The sequence below is a fragment of the Streptomyces sp. SAI-170 genome (genome assembly GCF_049739565.1).
Lineage (GTDB): Bacteria > Actinomycetota > Actinomycetes > Streptomycetales > Streptomycetaceae > Streptomyces.
Genome location: NZ_JBMGQD010000001.1, coordinates 4088008 through 4105522, shown reverse-complemented (window position 1 = coordinate 4105522; position 17515 = coordinate 4088008). Strand labels below are relative to the sequence as shown.

The 17515-nt window shown below is 72.8% G+C and carries 11 protein-coding genes; 4 read left to right on the top strand and 7 right to left on the bottom strand.

What is annotated here, in order from left to right; all coding sequences use genetic code 11:
- Nucleotides 1-3 precede the first annotated feature (3 nt).
- The 3 genes from RKD23_RS18395 to RKD23_RS18385 all read right to left on the bottom strand — a co-directional run bounded on the left by RKD23_RS18395 (nucleotide 4) and on the right by RKD23_RS18385 (nucleotide 7524).
- On the bottom strand, nucleotides 4-4134 hold the full coding sequence (locus RKD23_RS18395; protein ID WP_424854659.1) for a caspase family protein: 4131 nt from the start codon (nucleotides 4132-4134) through the stop codon (nucleotides 4-6).
- Nucleotides 4135-4192: 58 nt separating this feature from the next.
- Complete coding sequence (gene metG, locus RKD23_RS18390) at nucleotides 4193-5908, bottom strand: methionine--tRNA ligase (RefSeq protein ID WP_424854658.1); 1716 nt, start codon at nucleotides 5906-5908, stop codon at nucleotides 4193-4195.
- Nucleotides 5909-6027: 119 nt separating this feature from the next.
- On the bottom strand, nucleotides 6028-7524 hold the full coding sequence (locus RKD23_RS18385) for a VWA domain-containing protein (protein WP_424854657.1): 1497 nt from the start codon (nucleotides 7522-7524) through the stop codon (nucleotides 6028-6030).
- Between the two features lie 146 nt (nucleotides 7525-7670).
- Here RKD23_RS18385 and RKD23_RS18380 point away from each other — a divergent pair, with 146 nt between their 5' ends.
- On the top strand, nucleotides 7671-9608 hold the full coding sequence (locus tag RKD23_RS18380; RefSeq protein ID WP_424854656.1) for an FUSC family protein: 1938 nt from the start codon (nucleotides 7671-7673) through the stop codon (nucleotides 9606-9608).
- A gap of 117 nt (nucleotides 9609-9725) precedes the next feature.
- On the opposite strand, the gene RKD23_RS18375 is transcribed toward RKD23_RS18380, so the two are convergent.
- Together RKD23_RS18375 and RKD23_RS18370 are read right to left on the bottom strand one after the other, a co-directional pair.
- Complete coding sequence (locus RKD23_RS18375; protein ID WP_424854655.1) at nucleotides 9726-11789, bottom strand: PhoX family protein; 2064 nt, start codon at nucleotides 11787-11789, stop codon at nucleotides 9726-9728.
- 118 nt (nucleotides 11790-11907) lie between these two features.
- On the bottom strand, nucleotides 11908-12690 hold the full coding sequence (locus RKD23_RS18370) for an alpha/beta fold hydrolase (RefSeq protein ID WP_424854654.1): 783 nt from the start codon (nucleotides 12688-12690) through the stop codon (nucleotides 11908-11910).
- 89 nt (nucleotides 12691-12779) lie between these two features.
- On the opposite strand from RKD23_RS18370, the gene RKD23_RS18365 reads away from it, so the two are divergent.
- Nucleotides 12780-14144 (top strand): PLP-dependent aminotransferase family protein, encoded by a 1365-nt coding sequence (locus RKD23_RS18365; RefSeq protein WP_424854653.1) that lies wholly within the window; start codon nucleotides 12780-12782, stop codon nucleotides 14142-14144.
- Here RKD23_RS18365 and RKD23_RS18360 read toward each other — a convergent pair.
- Complete coding sequence (locus RKD23_RS18360; RefSeq protein ID WP_424854652.1) at nucleotides 14107-14943, bottom strand: hypothetical protein; 837 nt, start codon at nucleotides 14941-14943, stop codon at nucleotides 14107-14109. The two genes, RKD23_RS18365 and RKD23_RS18360, sit on opposite strands and share 38 nt — an antisense overlap.
- 156 nt (nucleotides 14944-15099) lie before the next feature.
- Here RKD23_RS18360 and RKD23_RS18355 point away from each other — a divergent pair, with 156 nt between their 5' ends.
- Complete coding sequence (locus tag RKD23_RS18355) at nucleotides 15100-15648, top strand: SH3 domain-containing protein (protein WP_424854651.1); 549 nt, start codon at nucleotides 15100-15102, stop codon at nucleotides 15646-15648.
- A 68-nt stretch (nucleotides 15649-15716) separates the two neighbouring features.
- Here RKD23_RS18355 and RKD23_RS18350 read toward each other — a convergent pair whose 3' ends face one another.
- Entirely contained in the window at nucleotides 15717-16193 is a 477-nt protein-coding gene (locus RKD23_RS18350; protein ID WP_424854650.1) for a hypothetical protein, read from the bottom strand.
- Nucleotides 16194-16312: 119 nt separating this feature from the next.
- Between RKD23_RS18350 and RKD23_RS18345 the strand changes: the two genes are divergently transcribed.
- Complete coding sequence (locus RKD23_RS18345) at nucleotides 16313-17509, top strand: PP2C family protein-serine/threonine phosphatase (protein ID WP_424854649.1); 1197 nt, start codon at nucleotides 16313-16315, stop codon at nucleotides 17507-17509.
- Nucleotides 17510-17515 lie beyond the last annotated feature (6 nt).

The window sequence follows — 17515 nt, the reverse complement described above, 5'->3', positions numbered from 1 at the left end:
GGCTCAGACCTCCGGCTCGCCGCCGAAGCGCTCCTTGTGGGTGGCCAGGTGAAGGGCGATCAGCTCGCTTCTCGCCCCGAGGAGCAACAGCCCGTCCTTCAGCGCCGAGGACTCCACCTCCAGCGGGAGGTGCAGGCGGTCCACGACCTGGAGCGTCTCCAGGTCCCAGGTCAGGACCGTGCGATCCCAGCCGCCCGTCACGGCGTAGGGGCGGCCGTCGACGTCGAAGCGGGAGATCGTCGACACGCGGTCGGTATGGGCCCGCAGGACGGTGCGCCGGGAGAGGTCGATCAGGTCCCAGACGCCGATCGTGCCGTCCCAGGAGGCGGTGAGGAGGTGGGGGCGGCCGCGGACGGGGACTGTGGCCAGGCCGGCCACCTGGTCGCTGTGACCCTCGAGGCAGTCGACGCGCTCGGCCTTGTCGAAGTCCCAGACGTCCACGTGTCCCAGGCGTGAGCCCACCAGCAGCAGCGTGTGTCCGTCGATGTCGTGGCAGACCGCCGCGGAGGACCAGTGCTTCGACTCGGTCAATGTCCACAGGAGTTGCCGCTCGTGCACGTCCCAGAGGTCGGGAGCGTCTCCGCGTGGGGCCAGCAGCACGTAGGGAGCGCCCCGGACCGTCACGAAGGCCGCCTCTCCGACCGTGTCCTTCCAGGCGTGGAACTCGTCGGCCTGGTTCTCGAGGTCCCAGAGGAGGGCCCCGTCCGTGTGCCCGACTCCCAGGTGCGTCCGGCCGTGCACCTCGATCGGGCCCAGCCATCGCGGCCAGCCGGTCCCGACCGGCACACGTCCCGCCTCCGTGCCGGTCGCGGCGTCCCACAGGCGCACCGTGTAGTCCCGGGAGCCGCTCACCGCCAGCCGGCGGCCGTCCTCCCGCTCGATCAACGCCACCTCGTCCACCCAGTCCCGGTGCCCGACGGGCCGCTCGGCCGTGAGCGCGGCGGCCAGGTCCCACAGCCGTACGGTGCTGTCCCCGGAACCCGTCACCGCGTGCGGACGGCCCTTCAGGTCGACTCCCGCGACCGAGTGCACCGCGTAGGTGTGGCCGCTGATGACCGCGACCTGCGTGCGGGTGGCCAGGTTCCACACCCTCGTCGTGCCGTCGTCGAGGCCCAGCAGTGCGTGCGGCACGCCGGAGAGGACGGTGGAGGTGATGGGGGTGGTGGCCTCGGTGTGAGAACGCAGGAGCTGCGTGACGAACTCCTCCGCCCGCATGTCCCACATCGTCACCTCGCCCCATTCGCTCCCGGCGAGGGCGTACAGCCGCCCGTCCAGCCGGAAGCAGTGCGCGGAGCGGACGGCCTCCCCGGTGTCTACGGCGGCCGTGAGCGTGCGGTCGGCCAGGTTCCACAGCCTGAGGTGTCCGTCCGAGGAGCCCGTGAGCGCGTGGGGGACCTCGTCGTGGAGCAGACACATGACGGCGGACAGCTCCGCGTCACGACCGTCGCGCCCGTCGAGGACGCCGGTCTGTTCCTGTGCGCGCAGGCTCCACGTACGCACGGTGCCGTCCAACGAGGCCGTCACCAGGTGGCGTTCGCCTCCGTGGTCGAAGTGGGCGATCTGCGTGACGTATCTGGTGTGGCCGTCGAGGACGGCCCTGACCGCGAGATCGTCCAGGCTGAGGATCACCACCGTGCCGTCCCCCGCGCCCACCGCCGCGTGGGGGAGGCCGTCGACGTCCAGGCAGTGCACCGAGGCGAGCCAGCCGAGATCCAGGTCGATTCTGCTGATCTCGCGCTCCTCCAGCAGGTCCCACGCCACCACCGTCCCGTCGTCGCCCACCGACAGGGCGGTCGGCCGGCCGTCGACGTCGATGCACGACACCTGCTGGACGAGCTCCTCATGACCCCTGAAGGTCGCCCGATGGGCGGCGTGGACCAGGGAACCGCTCGCCCAGGCCACCCGCCACGCGCCCTCCGTCGCCAGCCGGCCGGCGAGGCGCGCGGCGCCGTGGCGGGCGGCGTCCACGGCGAGGATCTGACGACGGGCCCGCGGCCCCGCCTGCGCGTGCACGGCGGCCGACGCCCGGTAGATCCGGGCGGCCTGGTGACCCGCGTCCGTGGTCACCGATTCCAGGGCGCGCAGCAGCGAGGCGGGGACGGCATGGACCAGGAAGTCCGCGTCGGACAGCAGGGCGTCGATCATGCCGCCCGCCGCCGCGTGGGTGGCGAGGTGTTCGCGCACGTAGGCGTGGGCGGCGAGCCAGTCGCGGGCGCCGGAGAGCGGGTCGGACGGGACGAGCGCGCGCAGGGCCTCGCCGATGGCGCGGTGGCTCTCCGCGTCTCTGCCGGGTGTGCGCAGATGTTCGGCGAGGGTCTCGTGGAACAGCCGGAACACCGACCCGGCCGGGGTCGGCGACTCCACGATGTAGGCGCCGGCGTGCTGGTGCAGCCAGTGCAGTTCGTCTTCGGGGCACGGCACGCCGGACAGCGCCTCGGCGAGCGGCGCCCAGACGGAGGACCAGGGCAGCCCGGCACCCTGGGCGTACGCCAGCGGCCGCAGCAGCCGCTCGACCCGCGCCTGGTGCGGGCCGAACCGGCTGAGATACGCGGCGAACGCCTGCCCGGCGTCGGACGGCAGGGCCTCCTGCCAGCCCGGCACACCCGGATCGACGGTGATCTGCCCGCGCACCAGAGCGCGGGCCGTCATCCGCGCCACCAGGAAGGAACTCCCGGCCCGTGCCACGATCCCGTCGGCCACGGTCGCCGCGAGCTCCTCCCGGCCGCGGTAGGGGGAGAGGCTGTCCGGGTCCCCCGCGTCGAGCAGCAGGCTGCGCGCGTAGCTGCGGATGTCGTCGGGTCCGATGTATTCGGGCCGGTCGAGATCGATGACCTCCACGGCACGGCCGAGGCCCGGGACGAGATGCCGCCGGGTCCCCACGATCAGCCGTACGCAGGGCAGCGAACTCAGCGGCTGGAGCAGCTCCCGCGCGATGCGGGCACCCTCCGAGGCCTCGCCCGCGGTGCCCGCCTCGTCGAGTGCGTCGACCAGCACGACCACCGGCCGGGTGCGCTCGCCGAGCGCCTCCAGGACGTCGTCGAGGCGGGCGTCGGGCAGGGCCAGGGCCCCGGCGACCTCGGCGACGAGCGCCTCCAGGGTGGCGCGGCGGGCGTGCAACGGTACGACGGGCAGCTCGGGCCCGCCTGCCCGGTCCGGGTCGGCCAGCGCCCACACGCGCCCCAGCGTCGCCGACTTCCCCGACCCCGGATCGCCCGTGACCACACGGGCCTTACGGTCATGAGGGCCGGTCGAGGTGAAACGCAGCAGCTCGGACAGCGCGCGCCGGCGCCCCGTGAAGTGGTCCCCCTTCTCACCCGCGTGCTCCACACCGCGGCTGCGGGGATCGAAGTGGCCGTGCTGGCTCCTGCGCAGCCGGGACAGCGTGGCCACGTCGAGGTCGTCGGCCGGGAGACCCGGTATGTGGGCGGGGTTGAGGAAGAACGGGTCCTGGCCGTCGCTGTCGACGACGGTGTGCCGTGCGTGCTGGCGGGCTCCACGGGCGCGCAGATACCCGTTCACCCATTCCGTGACCTCGCGTACGCCGAGAAACTCCTGGCGGGCCCCGGTTCGCGGCCGGGTCAGGGCCTCGGCGAGAGCGTCGACGAAGACGTTCTCCACGGCGGCTTCACGTCCGCGGGCGGCCGCCAGCAGGCTGCGGCCCGCCGTGCCGCGCTGCGTGGCCGCCAGTTCGGCCGCCAGGACGGCGATCTCGCCGGTGCCCGCCCCGGCGTAGCAGGTGTCCAGGACGACCAGCAGATGCCCGAGCGGGCTGTTGACCAGCGGGCGCGCGAGGTCCTCGCTGGCCAGCGCCGTGCTCCACACGCCGGGTTCGGAGTCGGCACACAGCAGGTAGTGGCGGTCCCGGCCACGGACGCCGTGTCCGGCGACGTAGACCACCACCAGGTCCTGCTCACCCAGGTCGGCCCCTCTGGCCCAGCGCTCGATGCCCTGGGCCAGTTCGTGGGCGCTCGGGTCGGTGGACAGGCTGTCGAGGACCCGCTCGTAGCCCATCGGCGCGAGCAGTTCGCACACGCGCCGCACATCGTCCGGGACGCCCGGCAGATCGGCGATGAGCGGTTCGTCGTACACCGATGAACCGACGGCGATGAGGTACCTGCGGCCCGGCCGTGCCATGCACGACATCAGACCACGAAGCACCCGCTCCGGGGCCGGGATTCACCGACCCGCGCGACTACTCCTCCGTGCCGCCGAAGCGCTCCTTGTACGTGGCCAGGTCCTCTTCCGTGAGCTTGGCGAAGAGGACCGGCGGGACGGTGAACGGGGTGCCGGCCGGGACGGAGGTGAGGGCCTTCGCCTCGTCCTGGGAGACCCAGGTGGCGGTGTCCTCGGTGAGGGAGAAGGCCTGGCGCATCGCCGCGGAGGTGGACGGGATGAACGGCTCGGAGACCACCGCGTAGAGGTGGATCAGGTTCATCGCGGTGCGCAGCGTGAGGGCCGCGCCGTCCTTGTCCGTCTTGATCTCCAGCCAGGGGGCCTTCTCCTCCAGGTAGGAGTTGCCGGCCGACCACAGGGCGCGCAGCGCGGCCGCGGCCTTGCGGAACTGGAGGGCCTCCATCTGCTCCTCGTACTCGGCGAGCAGCCGGGCGATCTCCTCGCCCAGACGCGCCTCCGCCTCGCCGGGCTCGCCGCCCGCGGGGACGTCGTCGCCGAAGCGCTTGCGCGAGAAGGACAGCACGCGGTTGACGAAGTTGCCGAGGGTGTCGGCCAGGTCCTTGTTCACCGTGGCGGTGAAGTGCTCCCAGGTGAAGGACGAGTCGTCCGACTCCGGGGCGTTGGCGATCAGGAAGTAGCGCCAGTAGTCGGCCGGGAGGATGTCCAGCGCCTGGTCGGTGAAGACACCGCGCTTCTGGGAGGTGGAGAACTTGCCGCCGTAGTACGTCAGCCAGTTGAAGGCCTTGACGTAGTCGACCTTCTTCCACGGCTCGCGCACGCCCAGCTCGGTGGCCGGGAACATCACGGTGTGGAAGGGGACGTTGTCCTTGGCCATGAACTCGGTGTAGCGGACGGTCTCGTCGGCGTCGTACCACCACGACTTCCAGTCGCGGTTCTCCGGGTCCTGGTCCGCCCACTCCTTCGTCGCGCCGATGTACTCGATCGGGGCGTCGAACCAGACGTAGAAGACCTTGCCCTCCGCCGCCAGCTCCGGCCAGGTGTCCGCCGGGACCGGGACGCCCCAGTCCAGGTCACGGGTGATGGCGCGGTCGTGCAGGCCCTCGTTCAGCCACTTGCGGGCGATGGAGGAGGCCAGCTGCGGCCAGTCCGCCTCGTGCCGGGCGACCCACGCTTCGACCTCGTGCTGCAGCTTGGACTGCAGCAGGAAGAGGTGCTTGGTCTCGCGGACCTCCAGGTCGGTGGAGCCGGAGATCGCCGAGCGCGGGTTGATCAGGTCGGTGGGGTCGAGGACCCGGGTGCAGTTCTCGCACTGGTCGCCGCGGGCCTTGTCGTAGCCGCAGTGGGGGCAGGTGCCCTCGACATAGCGGTCCGGGAGGAAACGGCCGTCCGTCGGCGAGTACACCTGGCGGATCGCCCGCTCCTCGATGAAGCCGTTCTCGTTCAGCTTGCGGGCGAAGTGCTGGGTGATGTCCCGGTTCTCCGGCGAGGAGCTGCGGCCGAAGTAGTCGAACGCCAGCGCGAAGCCGTCGTAGACCGCCTTCTGGGCGTCGTGCGCCTGCGCGCAGAAGTCCGCCACCGGCAGGCCCTGCTCCTTCGCCGCCAGCTCGGCCGGGGTGCCGTGCTCGTCGGTGGCGCAGATGTAGAGGACGTCGTGACCGCGCTGGCGGAGGTACCGGGAGTACACGTCCGCCGGGAGCATGGACCCCACCATGTTGCCCAGGTGCTTGATCCCGTTGATGTACGGAAGGGCGCTGGTGATGAGGTGTCGAGCCATGGTTTGGCTGCTCCCAGGTCGGTTGTTTTTCGAACCTTGAAATCGTAGCCGACATGGGTGGGCCGCCCGCTTCCCGTTTTGAGGGGTGGGAAGCGGACGGCCGGGTGGTGCGGGTTCCCTTACGGCTGCCAGTCCGCGAGTACGCCGGTGTAGAGCTCGGCGTCGGTGAGCTCGCGGGGGGTGGGGCCGGCGTGGAAGAACGAGGTGTTGCCGGTCTTCAGCTTGCGGAGGTAGTCGAAGGCCTTGTTGTCGTGCTCACCGAAGGCGACGAAGGCGAAGTGGATGTCCGGGTGGTTCTTCGCGGCCTCGGTGAGGGACTGGGTCGCGGGGGTCTTCGCGTCCGGGGCGCCGTCGGTCTGGAAGATCACGAGGGCGGGGGTGCCGGGGGCGGCGTGCTTGTCGTGGTGGGCCACGACTTCCTCGACGGCCACGTGGTAGCTGGTACGGCCCATGCGGCCGAGCTCGGCGTGGGTGTCGTCGATCTTCGTCTCGTGGTCGGGGGTGAGGGTGAGGTCGGTGGTGCCGTCGAGCTCCGTGGAGAAGAAGACGACGTGGACCGTGGCCTCGGGGTCGAGGTGCGCGGCGAGGGCGAGGGTCTGGTCGGCGAGGGCCTGGGCGGAGCCGTCCTTGTAGTACGGGCGCATGCTCGCGGAGCGGTCCAGCACGAGGTAGAGCTTTGCTCGGGTGCCGGTGAGGCCGGTCTTCTTGAGCGTGCCTGTGGCTGCCTTGTAGGCGGTGGCCAGGGAGGGGGCGCGGCTCTTGAGGCGGCTGAGGGGGATGGCGGGCTCGGGCTTGGCGTCACCGTCTGCGGCTGCGGGCTCGGGGGCGGGCTGCTCGGCCTCGGCTTCGCCTTCGGCCGCCTCCGGATTCCCACCCGCACCGCCCGTGCTGCTTTCATCGTCGCCTGCGGGTGGCCCCTGAGGGGCGGTCTCGCCGTCGGCGGCCGCGGCCTCGGGGGTGGGCTGCTCGGCCTCGGCTTCGCCTTCGGCCGCCTCCGGATTCCCACCCGCACCGCCCGTGCGGCTCTCGTCGTCGGCTGCCGGTGGCCCCTGTGGGGCGTCCTCGCCGTCGGCGGCCGCGGGCTCGGGCTCCGCCCGCTCGGCCTCGGCTTCGCCTTCGGCCACCGCCGTCGGCTCCGGCTCCTGCTCCGAGCCCTGCTCGACCACTGCCACCAGCGCCGCCAGCGCCTCCGGGTCGGGCTCGAACACAGGCTCCGGCTCAGCCTCGGGCTCCGGGCTGGGCTCGGCCGCAACCTGCGCCTCGGGCTCCGGCGCGGGCTCCGTTTCAGCCACCGCCACAGGCTCGGGCTCCGGCTCAGCCGTCACCGTCGGCTCCTCGACCTCGACCGGCTTCTCCGCCGCGACCGGCTCCTCACCCGTCGCCACGTCCTCCCCCGACCGCGTCGGCCGCGGGACGGCCACCTTGTCGAAGGCCGCTGCGACCAGCTCGTGTTCCTCGGAGTCGTCCGTGGAGGAGGAGGTGCGGGGTTCGGGGACCTGAGGGGCCGGGGTCGTCGGCTCGGGGGTCGCGGGTGTCGGGTTCGTACCCTCCGGGTCGGCGTGGCGGGATTTGCGTGACCGGCCGAATGTGTTCCGCAGGAGAGTGAGAATGCCCATGTGCGCAACCCTTCGCGTGAGTTGTAGCCCGTCGATCGCTGGCCAGGACGGACACGTAAGGTTAGCGGCACGGAATGAAGATCTTGGGGAGGGTCGGATTCTGCCGGTCAGGCGGGTATCCGAGGGCCTCGACCCATAATGGGCGCATGTCGCGCGAGTTCCCCCTCAGCCTCACCCCTCCCGACTGGCTGGTGCGGAACCTGCAGTCTCAGCCGGCCGCGCCCATGAACAAGGCGGCTGTGGCACGGGCCGCGCTCGCGATGACGTTGCCGCTCGTCGTCGGTCTCGCGGCCGGGCAGCCGGCGTACGGGGCGCTCGCGTCGATGGGGGCGCTGTCCGGGGTCATCGGTGACACGGCGGACGCCTACCGGATGCGGATTCTGAACATCGCGATCCCGCAGGCCTTCGGTGCCGTGGGCATCACGCTCGGGTCGCTCGTCTTCGGGCACGGGTGGGTCGCGGTCCTCGCCGTCACCGGCATCGCGCTCGTGTCCGGGATGATCTCCACGATCGGGGCCGTCGCCTCCGTGTCGGGGCTGTTGCTCCTGCTGAACGCCGTCGTCGGGGCCGGGCTGCCGATGCCCGGCCAGTGGTGGCTGGCGCCGCTGCTGATGACCGGCGGCGGGCTCCTCGTGCTGGTGCTCGCCCTGCTGGCCTGGCCGCTGCGGTCCGGGGTGCCCGAGCGGGACGCCGTCGCCGACACCTACCGCAGGGTCGCCGAGCTGCTCGCCGCCTGCGCCACCGACGGCTACGACGACGCCCGGCACGCCGTCACCCAGTCGCTGAACCAGTCGTACGACCTCGTCCTGGCCCGGCGCGCCCGCCACCACGGCCGCAGCCCCGATCTGACCCGGCTGCTCGCCCAGCTGAACTCCGTCATCGCCGTGGTCGAGGCTGCTCCGGCCGCTCATCTGCGGGGCAAGCCGCTGCCCGTCGAGGTGCCGGAGGCCGTACGGCATCTCGCCGAGGCCGTGCGGACCGGCTACACCGGGCCGATAGCGCTGGGGCTGCCCGAGCCGGCCGACGAGACCAGCCGGGCCGTCGACCACGCCCTGCGGCACACCGCCGAGGTCGTCACCGCCCCGGACGTCGACCCGTACGCGCTCGACGACCGGCTCGGCCGTCCCGCCGCGCTGCGCAGCCGGGCCGCGCAGGCCGCCCGCAATGTGATGCTGTCCGCCGCGTCCTGGCGCTACGGGCTGCGGCTCGCGCTGTGCATCGGCATCGCCCAGGTGCTGGTGTCGATCATCTCTGTGCCGCGCTCCTACTGGGTGGCACTGACCATCACCTTCGTCCTCAAGCCGGACTTCGGCTCGGTGTTCTCGCGCGCCCTGCTGCGCGCGCTCGGCACCGTCGGCGGCCTGGTGATCGCGGCGGCCGTGCTCGCGGAGGTGCCCCGCGGCTGGTGGGACGTGCCGGTGATGCTGGTGCTCGCCCCGCTGATCCCGGCCCTGACCCCGCGCGGCTACGGCTATCAGACCGCGGCCATCACGCCCGTGATCCTGCTCCTGTCGGACGTCCTCAACCGTCAGGGCACCGGGCTGCTGCTGCCGCGTCTGGTGGACTCCTTGATGGGCTGCGCGATCGCGCTGGCCGTGGGCTATCTGCTGTGGCCGGAGAGCTGGCACACCCGTGTCGGCGACCGTCTCGCGGACGCGGTCGCGGACACCGCCCGCTATGTGGAGTCCGCGTTCGGCGACACCGTCGAGCCCGCCGCCCGCGCCCGCATGCGCCGCCGTCTCTACCGCGACCTGTCCGTCATCCGTACGGATTTCCAGCGCGCCCTGACCGAGCCGCCGCCCACCGGGCGCCGGGCCGCCGCGTGGTGGCCGCTGGTCGTGGCCGTCGAGCGCATCGTGGACGCGACGACGGCGGCGCGGGTCCGCGTCAAGCACGGAGCCGCGCCGCCGTCGGAGGCGGAGATCACCCAGGTCGCCCTTCAGCTGCGCGAGCTGTCGGAGGGCGTCCGCGAGGCGGAGGTCCTGATCGCCGTCCGTACGGATCTGACGGGCCCGCCGGACAGCGTCCTGGAACGGCTGAGGCAAGAGGTGGCCGCGGCAAGAGCAATCGCCTCACCTCGCTGACCCTCTTTAGGGGCGCGGGGCTGTTTCGATATGCGGCTCCGCCGCGTGGGCGCGAGCAACCACAAACGACCCGAAGCCGCCGAAAGCCAGAAACCACCCCTCTCCGCAGGCGCGCACTCAGACCCCGATGTCAGATCCGTCCTTGCGCCATACGGCCACCACCGCAGGCCGGTTGATCTTCCCCGGCCCATCAGGCCAGACCGACAGCGGCTTCTCGGCCGTCGCCCCGTCGATCTCCCCCGGATGCTGCACAGCGACAACCACCCGCCGGCTCTGCACCAGCGGACCGCAGGTCTCCGCCCCCGCGGGCACGGTCAGGAACTGCTTGAGCTCACCGCGGCGCGAGCCACGCGTGGCCACACCGAACAGCCCGTCGTGCGAGCCCAGCTGGTTGCCGTCGGTGGAGATCCACAGGTTGCCGTGCGGGTCGAAGGCCACGTTGTCCGGGCAGGAGATCGGGCTGACCTGGTCCTTGGGGAAGCCCGCGAAGTAGGTGGCGGGGTCGTTCGGGTCGCCCGCGACCAGGAACAGCTTCCAGGCGAAGGTCCGGCTCTCGGCGCGGTTCCAGCGCTCGGTCAGCTCCAGGACCTGGCCGTGCTTGTTGCCGATGCGCGGGTTGGCCTCGTCGACGGGCGCGTTGCCGGTGGTGCCGCGGCGGGAGTTGTTGGTGAGGGCCACGTACACCTTGCCGGTGTGCGGGTTGGGCTCGATGTCCTCGGGCCGGTCCATCTTGGTGGCGCCGACCTTGTCACCGGCGAGGCGGGTGAAGACGAACACCTCCTCGGCGGTCATGCCGTCCACATGCGAGACGGCGCCGTCGGCGGTGGCCGTGGCCAGCGGGATCCACTGGCCGGAGCCGTCGAACTCGCCGTCGGCGGGCAGCTTGCCCGTGCCGTCGATCTCGAGGGCGGGGGAGTCGCCGGTCAGCTTGGCGACGTACAGGGTGCCCTCGTCGAGCAGCGAGAGGTTGTGCTCGCGGACCGCGCGGGACGTGCCCTTCTTCATCCGCTTGGCGGAGACGAACTTGTAGAAGTAGTCGAACCGCTCGTCGTCGCCGGTGTAGACGACCGGGCGGCCGTCGTCGGTCAGCCGGACGGTGGCGCCCTCGTGCTTGAAGCGGCCCAGCGCGGTGTGCTTGCGGGGCGTGGAGGTCGGGTCGTACGGGTCGAACTCGACGACGTAGCCGAAGCGGTGGACCTCGTTGGGCTCCTGGGCGACGTCGAAGCGCTTGTCGAAACGCTCCCACTTGCGCTCGGTGGGGCCGGCGACGAGGCCGTAGCGCTTGTCGGTGGCCCGGGCGCCATTGGCGAAGTACTGGTTGAAGTTCTCCTCGCCGTGCAGGGTCGTGCCCCACGGCGTCGTACCGCCCGAGCAGTTGTTGAGGGTGCCGAGGACCTTGGTGCCGGTCGGGTCGGCGGAGGTCTTCAGCAGGGCCGAGCCGGCGGCGGGGCCGGTCAGGCGGAAGGCGGTGGTGGCGGTGACGCGGCGGTTGAGCGGGTGCCGGGTGACCGGGACGAGTTTGCCGTTGGCGCGGTTGCCCTCGACGACGACCGCGGACAGGCCGTGCGCGGCCCAGGCGATCTCGACCTGCTCCTTCGTCGGGTTCTCGGCGTCGTAGCCGGGGAACATCAGGATCTCGTCGGTGTACTCGTGGTTGGCGACGAGGACCTGGCGGCCGGGCTCACCGGGCAGCGGCAGCAGGGAGAGGAAGTCGCAGTTGTAGCCGAACTGGCCGGCCTGCGCGGCGGCGCTCTGCTTGGTCGCGTCGAAGGCGGGGGCCCCGCGCAGAATCGGTTCGCCCCAGCGGATCACGATGTTCTGCGCGTAGCCCTCGGGGATGGTGACCTGGTCGGCGGTGTTGGGCGCGACCGGGGTGAAGCGCAGACCGCGCGCGGCCCGGGCGGCGGGCTTACCGGAGGCCGTGGCGGCCTGCGCCTTCGGGGCGACGGCGGCAGCGGCGGCCGTACCGGCGGCAGCGGCCGCGGTGACGACGGCCGCGGCGCGCACCACGCTACGACGGCTCAGCGCGCCCGCGATGACATCGCCGACGTAGTCGTTGCCGCTGGTGTTGGGCACCTCGTGGAAACAGGCGTCACCGCAGCGGAAGCGGCAGGTCAGGGCGGAACGGCCGCCCGGATGCGACTCGTTCGACGTTCTGATGATGGGCAGCTGAATGCGCACGTGGTTCTCCCCTGGCTTCCCTTGGACTCAGCTCGTCGGACGCTAGGAGCACGTTTGTGCGGGAGCGGGGACTGGGAGTGAACCACTGGTGAACGCGGCCCGTCCGAACGGCTGTCGGTCAGCTCGCGTCCACCCGCGCCAGCAGCCCCGCCAGTGCCGCGTTGAACTCCTCGGGCCGCTCCAGGTTCGGCATATGGGCGGCGCCCTCGACGATGTGCAGGACCGAGTCGGCCAGGGCGGCGTGCAGGGCCTCGGCGTCGGAGACGGGGGTGTACTCGTCGTCGGTGCCGACCACGACCAGGGAGGGGACCGTGACGCGGGCGAGCACGGGGCGGTAGTCGGGGCGTTCGGCGCGGCCGCGCAGGGCAGCCGCGGCGCCCTGGGGGTCGGTGCCGGTCATCATGCGGTGGACGTGGGCCTTGACGTCCGGGTGGGCGTAGGGCGCGACCATCTTCTCCAGCACCTCGTCGGCGTAACCGGCCATGCCCTCGGCCAGCAGCCGGTCGGCCATCGCGTTGCGCACGCGCTTGCCCTCCGCCGTCTCGGGCTCGGCGAAGGTGTCGGCCAGCAGCAGGCCGCGCACCCGGTCGCCGAGGACGTCGAGGCAGGCCATCGCGATCTGGCCGCCCATGGACAGGCCCCCGAGCACGAAGCCGTCCACCTTCAGCTCGTCCAGCAGTTCCTCGATGTCCCGGGCGAAGAGGGACAGCGGGGTGATGCCGGGCACGACCGGGGAGGCGCCGTAGCCGCGCAGGTCCGGGGCGATCACCCGGCGCTCGGGCGAGAACGCCTCGATCTGCGGGGTCCACATCGTGCGGTCGAAGGGGTGGCCGTGGACGAGGACGAGCGGGGTCGCGGAGGAATCGCCGCCTTTGTCCTCGTATGCAAGGAAGGGTGCCATGGCTGCGACCCTAGGCGGCGCCAACTCCTCGGCGCAATAAGATCTTTGCCCTCGGTGCAATGCCGAGGGGGTGCCACATCATGGGTCTCATGGACGACTACCGGCGCATCGCCGACCGCATAGCCGTGGACATCGCCTCGGGGCGGCTCAGCCCCGGGCAACGGCTGCCTCCGCAGCGGCAGTTCGCCCGCCGCCACGGCATCGCCGCGTCCACCGCCGGACGGGTCTACGGCGAACTCGTGCGGCGGGGCCTGGTGGTGGGCGAGGTCGGGCGCGGGACCTTCGTGCGGGCCGCGCCGCCCACCGCGGGCGGGCGTGCCCTCACCGAGGCCCACACCTCGGCACCCGTGAACCTGGAGCTCAACTACCCCTCCGCGCCGGGTCAGTCCGAGCTGATCGCCCCGGCGCTGGAGGCGCTGCGCCGGCCCGACGTGCTCGCCGAGGTGCTGCGGCCCGCCGCCGCGACCGGAACCGGGCCCGCCCGCGAGGCCGCCGCCGCGCTGCTGGCCGCGCCCGGCTGGCGCCCCGACCCCGGGCAGGTGCTGTTCGCGGGCAACGCCCGCCAGGCCATCGCCGCCACCCTCGCCTCCCTGGTGCGTCCCGGCGGCCGGGTGGGCGTGGAGGAGCTGACGTATCCGCTGGTCAAGGAGATCGCCGCCCGGCTCGGCATCCACCTGGTGCCCCTCCCCTGCGACGAGCAGGGCCCGCGCCCCGACGCGCTCGCCGCCGCCCATCGCCGGGCCCCGCTGTCCGCGCTCTACCTCCAGCCGACGCTGCACAACCCGACCTCCCGGACCATGAACGAGGAACGCCGCGCCCAACTCGCCCAAACCGCCGCCGACTTGGGGACGGCGATCGTCGAGGACCGCATCTGGTCCTTCCTCCGCCCCGGCTCCACCCCGCTGGCCGCGCACGCCCCGCACCTCACCCATGTCGTGGACGGGCTGTCCAAGCGGGTCGCGCCGGGCCTGACCGTCGGCTTCCTCGTCGTCCCGCCCGAGCGGGTGACGGCGGTCGCGGCCGCGCTGCGCTCGGGCGGCTGGGGCGCGGGCCGGTTCGCCCTGGAAGCGGCCGTACGGTGGTGCGCGGACGGCACCGTGGAGCGGCTGGTCACGGCCAAGCGTGCGGACGCGGCCCGGCGGCAGCGGCTGGTCGCCGAGCAGCTCGCGGGCTTCACCGTACGGTCCGACCCGCAGGCCTATTACGCCTGGTGGGAGCTGCCCCCGCCCTGGCGTGCGGACACCTTCGCCGCGACGGCGGCCGCGCACGGCATCGCCGTCACCCCCGGCCCCGCCTTCGCCGTCGACCCGGCCCGCACCCCGGACGCGGTGCGGCTGGGGCTCGCCTCGGCCCGCGAGGAGGCGCTGGTGCGGGCGCTGCGGACGCTGGCCGATGTCGCTCGGGCGGGCCCGCCCGTCAGGGCACCCGGCGCGCCCGCCCCGCGTACCGGGTGAGCCGGGCGAGGCCCGCCACCGTCAGGCCCAGCGCCAGCAGCAGCCAGGACACCGTGCGCAGGGTCGCGGTCAGGGCGTCGTAGACCGCGCCCGCCGCCGCGGCGGAGACCTCCGCGGGCAGGTCGGCGACGGTGAGGTGCCGCCCTACGGCCACCGCCACGCCGAGCAGCGCCCCGCCGAGGGCCGTGCCGAGGGCGGTCGCGGTGACCGCGCGGCGGCGGCAGGCGGCGACGGCGATCCCGGTGACGGCGAGCACGGCCGCCGCCGACGGCAGCCAGAACGCGGCCACCTCCAGCGCCCGGAACCCCTCGCGCATCCCGGCGAGTTCACCGGCCGGCACGACCGCGACCTCCCGGTGAGCGACGGGGATGTGCTGCGCCAACGGGACGTGGTCAGCGGCCAGTTGGTGCTTCACGCTGGCAGCGACCGGCGCCAGGTCGACCATGACCGGGCCGGTGTCCTCGCCGTGCAGGGCACGCAGGACGGCGCCGTGCGTGGAGCGGTTCGCCTGGTCCCAGCCCGCGCGGAAGGCGTCGGTGGCGGTGAAGGACCGTACGGCCTCGCGCAGTTGCGGTCGCGCGACCGTGAGGTGCAGCTCGCGTGCCAGGTCCTGCCCGACCGTGTCCGCGAGCGCGTCCTGCACGGCCGGGTCACCGGCCAGCGGGGCCATCGTGCGCACATAACGGCCCGTGTCCGCCAGGCCGTACGCCGCCCAGGCCGCCAGCGCGCCGAACGGCACCAGCAGACAGGACAGGGCGATGAGAGCGGCCGACAACGCGGTCCGCAGGCGCAAGGACACCCTTCCAGGCAAGGCCTCCGGCGCCGGGCGCGCCAGCTTTCCGCCGCCGTACGGGTGCACACCGGATGCGCACCCCTGCCGAACTGGGCGTTCCCGCCTCCGGTGGAGCGTTCACCCGAACGGGTGTTTCCTGGAGTTGGGGAAAGGAGGCCGATCATGCGCACCACTTTGGCCCTGCGGACCCTGACCGCAGCCCTGCTCGCGAGTGCCACTCTCGCCGTCACGGCGGGAGCCACGGCAGCAGCGGCGGCCCCACCGACGTACGCCGGCCAACTCCCCGGCGGCCACGACGGCGACGGATCCCACGGTTCGATCCGGGGCACTGTCGTCTCCCGCACCGCGCTCAACGTGCGGATGGCACCGACCACCCACGCACCGGTCGTGGACCGCCTCTCGCCCGGCAGCCAGGACCGCATCAAGTGCAAGGTCATCGGGCAGAGCGTCAACGGCAACCCGTACTGGTACTGGCTCGTCGGCGCCCAGGGCTGGGCGAGCGCCGCCTTCGTCGAGCCCGACCGGCACCATGTGCCGACCTGCGCGGACCCCTGTCCCGAATGGAAGGACGGCCGCTGGTCCAACTGGAACGACCCCTTCGAGGGCGCCTCCTGGAGCGCGTCCGGGTCGTGGAGCGTCTCCGGCTCCTGGAGCTGGAGCGTCACCGGAGCCTCGTCGGACGGATGGGAATGGCTACCAGTCGTCCGGTGAGTGGAGGGATGAGGGAAACGTGGACCCCGGTGGCCGACACCACCGGGGTTCACGGTTGTCGCGGGAAGTCAGCGGATGCGGCGTCCCGCCGCGTCCTCGTGCGTGTAGTAGCGGTAGAAGAGGATCGCGAACACCGTCGCCGCCGCCGCGAGCGCCATGCCCGTCGACCGCAGCGGGGGGTTCCCCGCCTGGCTGTACATGAACCCGAAGGCGGAGCCCGCGAATGCCGCCCACAGCAGCGCGTGCAGTTCGCGCTTCATCCGCGGGGCCACGGCCCACAGGGCCACCCACAGCGCCATGAACGCCAGGGCGCTGACGAAGCCCAGCAGCAGGTTCCAGCCGGTGATCTCGCCGCCGCTGCGGTTGTTGGCCGCGACCCAGTAGCCGTAGATCAGTCCGAGCGTGACGGGGACCGCCCACTGCGCGATCCGGTGGGTACGCGCGCTGAACACGTCCGGAGTCCTGGACGGGGTGGTGTAAGGCGTCCTGGTCGCCGTCCTGGAGGTACGTCCGGGGCGTCCGGGCGCGGGTGCCGCATGAGCCATGAGAGCACTCCTCTCTCTCCTCGCCCCCGCCTTCAAGGGCACACCCCGCACGGCCCGAAGGCAAGTCGGCCCGTAGCGGAGCGGATGCGGGGCGTGCGGGCCCGTGTTTCGCTGGGGCCGTGAGCGGTGCCGTGGGTCGTCCGGTGAGCGGTGGCGGCGGGCAGCGGCTGCTCGACCGGTATCCCCGGGCCGGGCGGCGGGACGCCGTGCAGCGGCACCAGCTGCTCCGGGTCCGCGGCCACAGCGTCGCCTGGCTGCCCCCGCTGCTGCTGCTCGCCGCCGTCGTGGGCGCCGATTACGTGACCGGCCCCGACTTCCGGATGATCTCCTGGGTGGTGCTGGTGCCCGGCATCGCCGCCGCGATCTGCGGCATCGCGGGCACGGCCGCCTTCGCGGTGCTCGCGCCGATCGTCTACCTCATCGCCGACGCCCTGCTGCCACACCAGTACGACGCCGGAGCCGCCGATCTCGTCCTGGCCGCGCTCGGCGGCATCCTCGCCACCCTCGCCTGCGTGGTCCGAGTGCGCGGCGAGGAGCACATCCTGCGGATGCGGGACATCGCCGAGACCACCCGCCGCACCGTGCTGCGCCCCCTGCCGCCCGGCTTCGGCGGCCTGGACCACGCCGCGGTGTACCTCGCCGCCGACACCGACGCCCGCGTCGGCGGCGACTTCTACGACATCCAGCCCGGCCTGCACGGCACGCGCGTGCTCCTCGGCGACGTCCAGGGCAAGGGCCTGACCGCCGTCGAGACGGCCGCCGCGCTGCTCGGCACCTTCCGCGAGGCCGGCTACCACGAGGCCGACCTGCGCACGGTCGCCGAACGCCTGGAGACCCGGATGATCCGGCACCGCGGCCACTACGAGGAGCTCGGCTTCCCCGACGGCGACCGGTTCGCCACCGCGGTCCTGCTGGGCTTCCCCGAGGACGCCCCGGACGCCGTCGACGTCGTCGTCCTCGGCCACGAACCCCCGCTCGTCGTCGGCCCGCGGGGCGTGCGCCCCTTCCCGGACGCGGACGGCCTCCCGCTCGGCCTCGGCGAGCTGGCCGCCGCCGCGGGACCCCCGCCGGTGCAGCGGGTGTCCCTCGCCGCCGGGGAGACCGTCCTGATGACCACCGACGGAGTCACCGAGGCCCGCGACGCGGGCGGCTGCTTCTACCCGCTCGCCACCGAGGTGGCCCGCGCCGTCGCCGCCGACCCGCGCACCGCCGAGCCGTCCCGCCTGGTCGCCTACGTCCGCGACGGCACGCTGCGGCACTGCGGGGGGCGGCTGGCCGACGACACGACCGTGTTCGCCGTGCGCAGGCGGGCGTAAGGGACG

What these genes read in the sequence shown, in the direction of transcription:
- RKD23_RS18370 (WP_424854654.1), bottom strand. Translation starts at nt 12,690, where the DNA reads ATGGCACCCTTCCTTGCATACGAGGACAAAGGCGGCGATTCCTCCGCG.
- RKD23_RS18350 (WP_424854650.1), bottom strand. Translation starts at nt 16,193, where the DNA reads ATGGCTCATGCGGCACCCGCGCCCGGACGCCCCGGACGTACCTCCAGG.
- RKD23_RS18380 (WP_424854656.1), top strand. Translation starts at nt 7,671, where the DNA reads ATGTCGCGCGAGTTCCCCCTCAGCCTCACCCCTCCCGACTGGCTGGTG.
- RKD23_RS18365 (WP_424854653.1), top strand. Translation starts at nt 12,780, where the DNA reads ATGGACGACTACCGGCGCATCGCCGACCGCATAGCCGTGGACATCGCC.
- RKD23_RS18385 (WP_424854657.1), bottom strand. Translation starts at nt 7,524, where the DNA reads ATGGGCATTCTCACTCTCCTGCGGAACACATTCGGCCGGTCACGCAAA.
- RKD23_RS18395 (WP_424854659.1), bottom strand. Translation starts at nt 4,134, where the DNA reads ATGGCACGGCCGGGCCGCAGGTACCTCATCGCCGTCGGTTCATCGGTG.
- metG (WP_424854658.1), bottom strand. Translation starts at nt 5,908, where the DNA reads ATGGCTCGACACCTCATCACCAGCGCCCTTCCGTACATCAACGGGATC.
- RKD23_RS18355 (WP_424854651.1), top strand. Translation starts at nt 15,100, where the DNA reads ATGCGCACCACTTTGGCCCTGCGGACCCTGACCGCAGCCCTGCTCGCG.